At 62.5% G+C, this 11194-nt stretch carries 11 protein-coding genes; all 11 read left to right on the forward strand.

Features of this window, described 5'->3' with window-relative positions; genetic code table 11:
* Positions 1-8: 8 nt before the first annotated feature.
* The 11 genes from PSQ39_RS05740 to PSQ39_RS05790 are packed head-to-tail and all read left to right on the forward strand — an operon-like array spanning position 9 to position 11131.
* Positions 9-860 (forward strand): phosphatidate cytidylyltransferase, encoded by an 852-nt coding sequence (locus tag PSQ39_RS05740; RefSeq protein ID WP_273925759.1) that lies wholly within the window; start codon positions 9-11, stop codon positions 858-860.
* 1 nt (position 861) lies between these two features.
* Complete coding sequence (locus PSQ39_RS05745; protein ID WP_273925760.1) at positions 862-2043, forward strand: 1-deoxy-D-xylulose-5-phosphate reductoisomerase; 1182 nt, start codon at positions 862-864, stop codon at positions 2041-2043.
* Between the two features lie 16 nt (positions 2044-2059).
* Positions 2060-3427, forward strand: a complete 1368-nt coding sequence (gene rseP / locus PSQ39_RS05750; RefSeq protein ID WP_273925761.1) for an RIP metalloprotease RseP — start codon at positions 2060-2062, stop codon at positions 3425-3427.
* A gap of 42 nt (positions 3428-3469) precedes the next feature.
* The gene (gene bamA / locus PSQ39_RS05755) at positions 3470-5767 is read left to right on the forward strand and encodes an outer membrane protein assembly factor BamA (protein WP_273925762.1); all 2298 of its coding nucleotides are present in this window, start codon (positions 3470-3472) and stop codon (positions 5765-5767) included.
* A complete protein-coding gene (locus tag PSQ39_RS05760) occupies positions 5767-6309 on the forward strand; it encodes an OmpH family outer membrane protein (RefSeq protein WP_273925763.1) in 543 nt (180 codons plus the stop codon). Before bamA ends, PSQ39_RS05760 begins: the two co-directional genes overlap by 1 nt.
* 14 nt (positions 6310-6323) lie before the next feature.
* On the forward strand, positions 6324-7307 hold the full coding sequence (gene lpxD, locus PSQ39_RS05765; RefSeq protein WP_273925764.1) for a UDP-3-O-(3-hydroxymyristoyl)glucosamine N-acyltransferase: 984 nt from the start codon (positions 6324-6326) through the stop codon (positions 7305-7307).
* A gap of 11 nt (positions 7308-7318) precedes the next feature.
* Entirely contained in the window at positions 7319-7759 is a 441-nt protein-coding gene (gene fabZ, locus PSQ39_RS05770; protein ID WP_273925765.1) for a 3-hydroxyacyl-ACP dehydratase FabZ, read from the forward strand.
* A gap of 20 nt (positions 7760-7779) precedes the next feature.
* A complete protein-coding gene (gene lpxA, locus PSQ39_RS05775; protein ID WP_273925766.1) occupies positions 7780-8574 on the forward strand; it encodes an acyl-ACP--UDP-N-acetylglucosamine O-acyltransferase in 795 nt (264 codons plus the stop codon).
* A gap of 7 nt (positions 8575-8581) precedes the next feature.
* Entirely contained in the window at positions 8582-9736 is a 1155-nt protein-coding gene (gene lpxB / locus PSQ39_RS05780; protein WP_273925767.1) for a lipid-A-disaccharide synthase, read from the forward strand.
* Positions 9708-10352, forward strand: a complete 645-nt coding sequence (rnhB, locus tag PSQ39_RS05785; protein WP_273925768.1) for a ribonuclease HII — start codon at positions 9708-9710, stop codon at positions 10350-10352. Before lpxB ends, rnhB begins: the two co-directional genes overlap by 29 nt.
* On the forward strand, positions 10340-11131 hold the full coding sequence (locus PSQ39_RS05790; RefSeq protein WP_409241995.1) for a TrmH family RNA methyltransferase: 792 nt from the start codon (positions 10340-10342) through the stop codon (positions 11129-11131). The genes rnhB and PSQ39_RS05790 overlap by 13 nt, the downstream gene beginning before the upstream one ends.
* Positions 11132-11194: the final 63 nt, after the last annotated feature.

Consider the following 11194-nt stretch of genomic DNA (forward strand, 5'->3'; position numbering starts at 1 on the left):
GCTACCCCATGCTCAAGCAGCGCGTCATCACCGCCCTGGTCCTGCTGGCCATTTTGTTGCCCGCGCTTTTTTACCCCGAGCCTGAGCCCTTTTGTGCGCTGCTGCTGATCTTCATCGCCGCCGGCGGTTGGGAGTGGGGGCGCATGAATGGGCTGAACCAAGCCGCCTCTTGGGCCTTGGGGGGCGTTTGTTTGATGGCCTGTGCCCTGGCCTGGTGGGCGGGTTGCTTGAGCCGCCCGCTGACCGCGGTGTGGGTGCTTGCAGGCGCCGCCTGGGTGTTGGGGGCCGCGGCCTTGCTCAAAGCCGGTGTACCGGGTTGGCCCCGAGTGCCCGCAGCCTTGCGTCTGCTGGGTGGATTGCTGGCCCTGATGGTGGCCTGGCTGGCGGTGGCCCAAGCGCGAGTCACGGGCATCAATTTCTTGCTGTCGATCCTGGTGCTGGTCTGGGTCGCCGATGTCTTTGCCTACTTTGCCGGGCGAGCCTTTGGGCTGCGCTTCACGCGGCGCAAGCTGGCGCCGGCCATCAGCCCAGGCAAAAGCTGGGAGGGGGTGTGGGGTGGCTTGATCGGTGTGGTGGTGCTGGCTTGGTGCTGGGTCGCAGCGGATGCCGCCTGGGGCGCTGCAGTGCCCAGTTTTTATTCGCGCTTGGCCGCGCATGGCGGGGCGTTTTTGACCCTGTCTGTGGTCTTCATGGGGGCCATGAGCGTGGTGGGGGACTTGGTGGAGTCCCTGATCAAACGCAGTGTGGGGGTCAAGGACAGCAGCGGGCTGCTGCCTGGGCATGGCGGCGTGTTGGACCGCATCGACGCTTTGCTTCCGACCTTGCCCCTGGCCTTGATGCTCAGTTCTTTGGTGGGATGACATGACAAAACAACGCATCACGGTGCTGGGTTCGACCGGCTCCATTGGTCAAAGCACGCTGGACGTGGTGGCTCGCCATCCTGAGCGCTATGAGATTTTTGCTCTGACGGCCTCCACCCAGGTGGACAAAATGCTGGCCCAGTGCGCGCTCTTCAAGCCGCGCCATGTGGTCATGGCGAGCGAGGCCCATGGCCGCGCTTTGGCCGAGAAAATCCAAGCCCATGGGTGGCCCATCGAAGTGCACTGGGGCGCGGCTGCGCTCGAGTTGGTGGCGGCCCACCCTGAGGTGGATTCGGTGATGGCGGCCATCGTGGGCGCCGCCGGCCTGGGCGCCTGCTTGGCCGCTGCGCGCAGCGGCAAGCGCCTGATGCTGGCCAACAAAGAGGCCCTGGTGGTGGGCGGCGAGGTGTTCCTGCAGGCGGTGCGCGAGGGTGGGGCGGTGTTGCTGCCCATCGACAGCGAGCACTCGGCCATTTTCCAGTCCCTGCCCGAAGACCCCAGCACCTGGGAGCGTCGGGTGCGCAAGATCATCCTCACGGCCTCAGGTGGGCCTTTCCGCACCCGCGACCCCGCCACCCTGCGTGACGTGACGCCTGAGCAGGCCTGTGCCCACCCCAATTGGGTGATGGGGCGCAAGATCTCGGTGGACTCGGCCACCATGATGAACAAGGCCCTGGAGGTCATTGAAGCGCGATACCTGTTCGGCTTGGCGCCGCGACGCATCGAGGTGGTGATCCACCCCCAAAGCATTGTTCACTCGATGGTCCAGTACCACGACACCGCCGTGGTGGCGCAATTGGGCGTGCCCGACATGCGCGCGCCCATCGCCTATGGCCTGGCCTGGCCTGAGCGCATCGACAGCGGGGCCGAGCACATGGACTTCACGGCCTTGCCGGCCATGACCTTCAGCCAACCAGACGCCCAGCTCTTCCCAGGCCTGCAGCTGGCTTGGGACGCGCTTGAAGGCCCCTCTGGCACGGCGGCGGTGCTCAATGCGGCCAACGAGGTGGCGGTCGACGCCTTCCTGAACCGACGCATTCGATTCGACCAGATTCACCACACCAATGTGGCGACCTTGTCGGCCGTGTTACCGCAGTCGCCCACGACCCTGGCAGACTTGCTGGCCTTGGATGAGCAGGCCCGTCGCTCGGCGGTGCAGTTCGTGCAAAGCATTCAGGCCTGAGGGCCGGAGGAAATTCATGGTGACGACCCTGGTGGCGTTTGTGCTGGCGCTGGGCATTTTGATTGCAGTGCACGAGTATGGTCACTACCGAGTGGCTGTGGCCTGCGGCGTCAAAGTGCTGCGTTTTTCGGTGGGCTTTGGCAAGGTCTTGCTGCGCTGGCAGCCGCGAGCCGGTGGCACCGAGTTTGTGCTCAGTGCCTTCCCCTTGGGGGGGTATGTGCGCATGCTGGATGAGCGCGAGGCGCCGGTCCCGGCAGCCGAGCGCCACCTGGCCTTCAATACCCAAACCTTGCCCAAGCGGGCGGCCATTGTGGCGGCCGGGCCCCTCGCCAATTTGCTCTTGGCCGTGCTGCTCTACTCAGCCGTGAACTGGTATGGCGTGGACGAACCCAAGCCCATTTTGGCGGCGCCTGTGGCCGGCTCTTTGGCTGCGGAAGCCGGACTGCGTGGCGGTGAGACGATTCGCCAGGCCGCCATGGTGGGCGACGATCTGGAGCCTGTCACCTCTTTCGAGGATTTGCGCTGGCTGTTGACGCAAGCAGCCCTCAATGGCCGCGACGTGACCCTGGAGGCAGCGCGCAGCGAGCATGGCGGCTCACAAGACATCGTGCTGCCCCTGTCGCGCCTGTCGGTCAAAGAGGCCGATGCTCAGTTGTTCCGCCGCATTGGCCTGATGGGCCCCTGGACGCGTCCGGAAATGGGCGACATCTTGCTCGGCAGCCCGGCAGAGAAGGCGGGTTTGCGCAAGGGTGACTTGGTCCACCAGGTCGGCGAAGTCACGATCATCGATGGTCAGCAGTTGCGCGAGTTGATTCGGGCTTCCGTGGTGGCGGGCCAGTCGCAGGCCTTGGCGTGGCGGGTCGAGCGCGCCGGCGTCATGCTGAATCTCGAGGTGCTTCCACAGTTGCAAAGCGATAGCAACAACCCCGCTGTGCCGCGCATCGGTGCCTTTGTGGGAGGACCCCCGCCCATGATCACGGTCTACCGGGGGCCCGTTGAGGGCTTGTGGAATGGCGTCGTCAAGACCTGGGAGGTGTCTGCTTTGACCCTGCGCATGATGGGGCGCATGGTGATCGGTGAAGCCTCTCTGCGCAACATCAGTGGGCCCCTGACGATCGCAGATTACGCGGGCAAATCGGCCAGCCTGGGGCTGTCGCAGTACCTGGTGTTTTTGGCCCTCATCAGTGTGAGCCTGGGCGTGCTGAACCTGCTGCCGCTGCCCGTATTGGATGGGGGGCACCTGATGTATTATCTTTGGGAGGCGGTGACCGGCAAAGCCGTGTCTGACGCGTGGATGGAGCGCTTGCAGCGCGGCGGGATTGCCGTGCTGATGGCCATGATGTCCATCGCGTTCTTCAACGACGTCACCCGGCTCTTTGGTTAACCTAGTGATTGCGGCGTTCAGCGCGGCGATCTCGGCTCATTCATGAACATACAACTCACCCGTTTCCGCCTGCGCTCTGTGGCTGCAGTGGCTGCTTTGATCGTGGCGTCTCACGCCGCCTGGGCGCTCGATCCATTCACCGTGGGAGACATCCGCGTCGAAGGTTTGCAACGGGTTGAGCCCGGCACCATCTTCGCTTCGTTGCCGTTCCGTGTGGGTGAAACCTACAACGATGACAAGGGCTCTGCTGCCATCCGCGCGCTGTTCGCCTTGGGCCTGTTCAAGGATGTGCGCCTGGAGGCCAATGGCAATGTGTTGGTGGTGGTGGTTGAAGAGCGCCCCACGGTGGCCGACCTCGATTTCGTGGGCATCAAGGAGTTCGACAAGGACACCATGAAAAAGGCCATGCGCGACGTGGGCTTGGCCGATGGCCGCCCCTTCGACAAGGCCCTGGCCGACCGTGCCGAGCAAGAACTCAAGCGCCAGTACATCAGCCGCAGCCTTTACGGTGCCGAGGTGGTGACCACGGTGACGCCGATCGAACGCAACCGCGTCAACATCACCTTTTCGGTGGTGGAGGGCGAGCCTGCCAAGATCAAGGACATCCGTGTGGTGGGCAACCAGGCCTTCAGTGAGTCGACCCTGCGTGGCCTGTTTGACCTGGACACCGGCGGCTGGTTGAGCTGGTACACCAAGTCAGACCGTTACGCCCGAGCCAAGCTCAACGCCGACCTGGAGACCCTGCGCTCTTACTACCTGTCACGCGGTTACCTGGAGTTTCGCATTGACTCCACCCAGGTGGCCATCTCCCCCGACAAGAAAGACATTTCGATCACCATCAACGTGACCGAGGGTGAGCGCTTCGTGGTGTCTTCGGTCAAGCTCGAAGGCGATTACCTGGGCAAGGAAGAGGAATTCAAATCCCTGGTTTCGATTCGCGCCGGTGAGCCCTACAACGCCGATGCAGTGGCCCAGACCACCAAGGCTTTCTCGGATTATTTCGGTAACTTCGGCTTCGCTTTTGCGCGTGTTGAAGCCCGTCCCGAGATCGACCGCAGCACCAACCGAGTGTCCTTTGTGCTGGCCGCCGAGCCCCTGCGTCGCGCCTATGTGCGTCGCATCCAGGTGACGGGCAACAGCCGCACCCGTGATGAGGTGGTGCGCCGCGAATTCCGACAATTTGAAGCCTCCTGGTACGACGCTGACCGCATCCGCTTGTCGCGCGACCGGGTGGACCGTTTGGGCTTCTTCAAGGACGTCAACATCGAGACGCAAGAGGTACCGGGCTCGCCGGACCAAATCGACTTGTCGATCAACGTGACGGAAAAGCCCGCTGGCAGCATCCAGTTGGGCGCAGGCTTTTCGAGCGCTGAACGCGTGTCGCTGTCCTTCAGCATCCGCAATGAAAACATCTTCGGCTCGGGCAATTACCTGGGTTTTGAAATCAACACCAGCAAGTACAACCGCGTGGTGTCGGTCAGCGCCACCGACCCGTACTTCACCGTGGATGGCATTTCGCGCACGGTGGACGTGTACCACCGCGCTTTGCGTCCCTATGCGGACCAGGGTGGTAACTACCGCTTGGTGACCACGGGGGCAGGTCTGCGTTTCGGTGTGCCGTTCAGTGAGGTGGATCGGGTTTTCGTCGGCCTCAATCTGGAGCAGACGACCATCCAGCCGGGGACCAACATTCCCGCTGCGTACCTGACCTACGCCGAAACCTATGGCTACACCAGCAGCGCCATTCCCTTGACGCTGGGTTGGTCGCGTGACGACCGCGACAGCGCTTTGGCACCCAATAGCGGCCGTTACCAGCGTTTCAACTCCGAACTGGGTTTGATGGGTGACGCCCGCTACACCCGCAACAACTACCAGTACCAGCAGTACGTTCCGCTGAACAAGAAGTTCACCTTGGCCTTCAACGGTGAGATTGGTCTGGGCAAGGGGCTGGGCGGTCGTCCCTTCCCCGTGTTCAAGAACTTCTATGGCGGTGGCTTGGGTTCGGTGCGTGGCTTTGACCAAGGCACCTTGGGCCCACACGACGTGACCGGTGCCATCGTCGGCGGTGCCAAAAAGGTGGTGCTGAACGCTGAATTGACGGCACCTTTCCCGGGCGCTGGCAATGACCGCACCTTGCGTGTCTTTGGTTTCACCGATCTGGGTAACATCTACGGTGAAAATGAAAAAATCAGTACCAGTCAGATGCGTGGCTCGGTCGGTGTGGGTTTGAGCTGGGTTTCCCCTATGGGCCCCCTGCGATTTGCCATCGCCAACCCGGTACGCAAGTTCGCTGGCGATAGAATCCAGAAATTGCAATTCCAGATCGGAACGTCTTTCTAATGAAATCCTTTTCCCGTCAAATGGCCCTGGCTGCTGTGCTGGGCCTCTCTGCCTTGACAGCTTTGCCGGCTATGGCCGAAGAATTCCGCGCGGGTTTTGTCAACACGGACCGCATCTTCCGTGAAGCCAACATGGCCAAGTCGGCCCAAGCCAAGCTGGAAGCTGAGTTCGCCAAGCGTGAGAAAGACCTGGTCGACATCCGCAATACCCTGAAGACGGCCTCTGACAAGTTCGAGCGTGAAGCGCCCACCCTGTCTGAAGCCCAACGCACCAGCCGTCAAAAGCAGTTGGTCGATCAGGACCGCGACTTCCAACGCAAGAGCCGCGAGTTCCAGGAAGACCTGAACACCCGCAAGAACGAAGAACTGCAACAAGTCATCGACCGCGCCAACAAGGTGGTCAAGCAAGTGGCTGAAGCAGAGAAGTACGACGTGATTCTGCAAGAAGCGATTTACATCAATCCCAAGCACGACATCACCGACAAGGTCATCAAGGCCTTGAACGCGGCCAGCGCAGCTTCTGCAGGCGCCAACGGCAAGTGATCCCGGTGACAGGCATGGTCCTGCATCTGGGTCAAATCGTTGAAGCTTTGGGCGGTGAACTGCACGGAGACCCCTCTGTGCCCATCGCCCGCATTGCCTCTTTGGAGTCGGCGCAGGCCGATGCCATCAGCTTTCTCAGCCACCCGCGTTACCAGCAACAGCTGGCCACGACGCAGGCGGCTTGCGTCATTGTGGCGCCGGCTTTTCGTGAGTCGGCTCAGGCGCGTGGCGCCTGCATCGTCACCGACCAACCTTATGCCTACTTTGCCAGCCTGACGCGCTGGTGGAAGCAGGTCACGCGGCCCGTTGATCCGCAGCGGGTGCATCCCAGTGCGGTCATCCATCCCGAGGCGGAGGTTGACCCCAGTGCTCGCATTGGCGCGCTCTGCGTGATTGAACGAGGCGCTCGCATTGGTGCGGACACGGTGCTCCATTCGCGCATCACGGTGAGTGAAGGGTGCAGCATCGGCGATCGCTGCATCGTACATCCCGGTGTGGTGATTGGTGCCGACGGCTTTGGTTTTGCACCCGTGGACGGCCGATGGGAGAAGATCGAGCAGTTGGGCGCGGTTCGCATCGGCAACGACGTGGAAATCGGTGCCAACACCTGCATCGACCGAGGTGCGCTGGGTGACACCGTCATCGCCGATGGCGTCAAGCTCGACAACCTGATCCAGATCGGCCACAACGTGCGCATCGGTGAGCACACTGCGATGGCGGGCAATGCCGGCGTGGCAGGCAGCGCCACCATTGGCGCCCACTGCACGGTGGGCGGCGGTGCGGTGGTTCTGGGCCACCTGAGCCTGGCGGACCATGTGCATGTGTCGGCCGCCTCGGTCGTGATGCGCTCCTTGCACAAGCCGGGCCAGTACACTGGCGTGTTTCCGTTGGACGAGAACCGCCAGTGGGAGAAGAACGCCGCCACGCTGAAGCAATTGCACAGCCTGCGCGAGCGCATCAAGGCGCTGGAAGCGGCCCAAACTGAACCCAATCCCTAAAGAAGAACACCATGTTGGACATTCACCAGATCCTCAAGCAACTGCCCCACCGTTATCCCATCCTGTTGGTGGACCGCGTGCTGTCGGTTGAAAAGGGCAAGACCATCAAGGCGCTGAAGAACGTCTCCATCAACGAACCTTACTTCGTGGGTCACTTTCCGCACCGCCCTGTGATGCCGGGTGTGCTCATGCTTGAAGCCATGGCGCAAGCCGCCGCCTTGCTGGCCTTTGACACCTTGGGCGTGACGCCAGACGACAAGACCGTGTACTACTTCGCAGGCATTGACGGCGCGCGTTTCAAGCGTCCAGTGGAGCCTGGCGACCAACTGATCATGGATGTGTCGCTGGAGCGCATGAAGGCGGGTATCTTCAAGTTCAAGGGTGTGACCCGCGTGGGCGATGAAGTGGCCTGCGAAGCTGAACTGATGTGCACGATGCGCACCATCGCCTGACCTGCAAGGGGAGCAAACCCATGGCCCAAATTCACCCGACCGCCATCGTCGACCCCGCTGCCGAGCTGGACAGCTCGGTGACCGTGGGGGCGTACACCCTCATTGGCCCGAACGTGATCATCGGGGCCGGCACCACGGTGGGGCCCCATTGCGTGATCGAGGGCAACACCTCGATCGGCTGCGATAACCGCATCTTCCAGTTCAATTCGCTGGGCGCGATCCCGCAGGACAAGAAGTACGACGACGAGCCCTGCGAGCTGATCATTGGTGACCGCAACACCATCCGTGAGTTCTGTACCTTCAACATTGGCTCGCCGGGTGGTGGTGGTGTGACCCGCATTGGCAATGACAACTGGATCATGGCTTACGTGCATCTGGCGCACGACTGCCTGGTCGGCAACCACACCATCTTCGCCAACAACTCGCAGCTGGCGGGTCATGTGGTGGTGGGGGACTGGGCCATTTTGGGTGGCTTCACCGTCGCCCACCAGTTTGTGCGCATTGGCGCCCACAGCATGACGGCCATGTGCTCGCTGTTGTTTGCCGATTTGCCGCCGTTTGTGATGTGCCAAGGCCAGCCGGCCGAAGCGCGCACCATGAACTTCGAGGGCCTGCGCCGTCGCGGTTTTTCGGCTGAGCGAGTGGCCGCAGTGCGGGCCATTCACAAGCTGCTGTACCGCAGCAACTTGGCGCTGGACGCGGCCTGTACCGAAATCTCCCGCCTCACCGAAAGCCACCCCGAAGCCTCCGCCGACGTGCAGATGATGTTGGGTTTCCTGGAGCAGACGCCGCCCAACCGCGGCATTGTCCGTTGACCCTCGCATGACCATGGATCCGCGTTTCGCCATGGTGGCCGGCGAAGCGTCCGGTGACCTCTTGGCTGGCCTGTTGCTCGACGGCCTGAAGTCCCGTTGGCCCCATTTGGCCGCGCAAGGCATTGGCGGCCCCGCCATGGCCCAGCGTGGTTTTGAGGCCTGGTGGCCGCAGCACAAACTGGCCGTGCGGGGCTATGTGGAGGTGCTGCCGCACCTGCGTGAACTGTTGGCCATGCGCCGTGCTTTGGGGGATCGCCTGTTGGTGCAGCGCCCTGATGCATTCATTGGCGTGGATGCGCCGGACTTCAACTTTGACCTCGAAATTCGCTTGCGCGAGTCGGGAATCAAAACCGTTCACTTTGTCAGCCCCTCGTTTTGGGCCTGGCGAGCCAAGAAGGTCGAGAAGCTGCGCCGCGCCGCCGATGAGGTGCTGTGCATTTTCCCCTTTGAGCCGGCTTTGCTGGCCCAGCACGGCGTCCCTGCGACCTATGTGGGCCATCCGATAGCCTCGATGATCCCCATGCAACCGGACCGGCTGGCCGCACGGGGGCGACTGGGTCTGCCTGCCGAAGGCACTGTGGTGGCTTTGCTGCCTGGCAGTCGGCGCGCCGAGATTCGTTATCTGGCGCGGCGTTTCTTTGCCGCGGCGCGTTTGTTGCGCGGGGCGCGTCCTGGTTTGCACTTTGTCTTGCCGACCTTGCCTGCTTTGCGAGCCGAGGTGCTGGCTGCGGCCCAGGCCGAAGGCTTGGATGCCAGCCCTGGCGGCTGTCTGACGCTGCTGGAGGGGCAGTCCCACGCCGCCTTGGCGGCTTGCGACGTGACCTTGATCGCCAGTGGCACGGCCACGCTGGAGGCGGCCTTGTTCAAGCGCCCGATGGTGATCGCCTACAACATGCCTTGGCTGAGCTGGCAAATCATGAAGGGCAAAAAGCTGCAGCCCTGGGTGGGCTTGCCCAACATCTTGGCGCAGGATTTCGTGGTGCCAGAGTTGCTGCAAGACGCGGCCACGCCTGAGGCCTTGGCCCGCGCCGTGACGCACTGGCTGGATCACCCCGATGAGGTGCAAGCCCTGGAGCAGACCTTCACGGATCTGCATGAACAACTGCAGCGCGACACGGCTCGCCTGGCCACCGATGCGATCGAGAAGCTTCTTGTACGCTGAACAAGTCACCTTGAGTTGGGACCCGCCTGGCCTTCAGGCCGGGGTGGATGAGGCTGGGCGAGGGCCCTTGGCGGGCCCCGTGGTGGCCGCTGCTGTCATCTTGGACGAGCTGCGTCCCATCGCGGGCTTGGCTGACTCCAAAAAGCTCAGTGCGGCGCGGCGTGAAAAGCTGTTTGATGAGATCCGTGCCAAGGCCTTGTGCTGCTCGATTGCTGAGGCCAGCGTCGAAGAAATCGACCGCCTGAACATCCTGCAAGCCACTTTGCTGGCCATGCGACGGGCGGTGGAGGGCTTGCGCCTGAAGCCGGTCAAGGTGATGGTTGATGGCAACCATCTGCCGCGCTTGGATGTTTTGGCCGAGGCGGTGGTCAAGGGCGATTCTTTGATTCCCTCCATCTCGGCCGCCTCCATTCTGGCCAAGGTCCACCGGGATCGTTGGTGTGCTCAGATGCACGCTCAGTACCCCGACTACGGCTTTGCTGGTCACAAGGGTTATGGCACGGCGGCCCACTTGGCCGCTTTGCGTGAGCATGGTCCTTGCCCTGAGCACCGCCGTACTTTTGCGCCTGTGCGCGAAGCTGAAGCCTTGCTGGCTGGGCGACAATGCAGCCTGTGACCTCATCCAACACCGACCCCGTCTCCATCACCTCGCGCGACAACCCTCAACTCAAGGAGTTGCGCCGCCTCTCGCAAGACAGCACCGCTTACCGCAAGCAGGGCCGTGTCTGGCTGGAGGGCGATCACCTCTGCCGCGCTGCTTTGCAGCGGGGCTTGCGACCTGCTCTTGGGGTGTACAGCGAATCGTTCTGGGCTCGTTCGGGTTGGGAGTGGTCGGCACATGCCTTGCGCAACCTGGTGCTGCCCGATGCCCTGTTCAAGGAGTTGAGTGGTCTGGAGTCGCCTGCGCCGCTGGCCTTTGTGATCGAGTTGCCGGTGTTTGATGGGCCCCAAGCCGGTGTGCCGACCGTGGTGCTGGATCGGGTGCAGGATGCCGGCAATGTGGGCTCCATCTTGCGCAGCGCAGCTGCTTTTGGCTTTGCCCAGGTATTGGCACTGAAAGGGACCGCCGCCTTGTGGTCGCCCAAGGTGCTGCGGGCCGGCATGGGGGCGCATTTTGGTTTGCGCTTGCTCGAGGCACAGTCGGTGGAAGATCTCGATCGCTTGGACTTGCCCTTGATCGTCACCAGTTCCCATCAAGGGGCTTTGATCCATCAACAGACCTTGCCTTGGCCCTGTGCCTGGGCCATGGGCCATGAAGGGCAGGGTGTGGGCGAGGCCTTGATGGCCCGCGCGGCCTTGTCTGTGCGCATTGGGCAGCCGGGTGGGGAGGAGTCTTTGAACGTCGCCGCCGCGGCCGCCATTTGCTTGCATGCCTCTGCCGTGCAGGCGCATTAGAAATTCTCATACCCGAAATCCGGGCGAAATTGTCATCTGAGCGTCAGCTTGGATGCCGATCGG

This window comes from Curvibacter microcysteis (genome assembly GCF_028649455.1).
Classification (GTDB): Bacteria; Pseudomonadota; Gammaproteobacteria; order Burkholderiales; family Burkholderiaceae_C; genus Curvibacter; species Curvibacter microcysteis.

Excerpts from the sequence above, each read along its gene's own strand:
- PSQ39_RS05760 (WP_273925763.1), top strand. The coding sequence starts at position 5,767 with ATGAAATCCTTTTCCCGTCAAATGGCCCTGGCTGCTGTGCTGGGCCTC.
- PSQ39_RS05790 (WP_409241995.1), top strand. The coding sequence starts at position 10,340 with ATGCAGCCTGTGACCTCATCCAACACCGACCCCGTCTCCATCACCTCG.
- lpxA (WP_273925766.1), top strand. The coding sequence starts at position 7,780 with ATGGCCCAAATTCACCCGACCGCCATCGTCGACCCCGCTGCCGAGCTG.
- bamA (WP_273925762.1), top strand. The coding sequence starts at position 3,470 with ATGAACATACAACTCACCCGTTTCCGCCTGCGCTCTGTGGCTGCAGTG.
- rseP (WP_273925761.1), top strand. The coding sequence starts at position 2,060 with ATGGTGACGACCCTGGTGGCGTTTGTGCTGGCGCTGGGCATTTTGATT.
- lpxB (WP_273925767.1), top strand. The coding sequence starts at position 8,582 with ATGACCATGGATCCGCGTTTCGCCATGGTGGCCGGCGAAGCGTCCGGT.
- fabZ (WP_273925765.1), top strand. The coding sequence starts at position 7,319 with ATGTTGGACATTCACCAGATCCTCAAGCAACTGCCCCACCGTTATCCC.
- lpxD (WP_273925764.1), top strand. The coding sequence starts at position 6,324 with ATGGTCCTGCATCTGGGTCAAATCGTTGAAGCTTTGGGCGGTGAACTG.
- PSQ39_RS05740 (WP_273925759.1), top strand. The coding sequence starts at position 9 with ATGCTCAAGCAGCGCGTCATCACCGCCCTGGTCCTGCTGGCCATTTTG.
- PSQ39_RS05745 (WP_273925760.1), top strand. The coding sequence starts at position 862 with ATGACAAAACAACGCATCACGGTGCTGGGTTCGACCGGCTCCATTGGT.
- rnhB (WP_273925768.1), top strand. The coding sequence starts at position 9,708 with ATGCGATCGAGAAGCTTCTTGTACGCTGAACAAGTCACCTTGAGTTGG.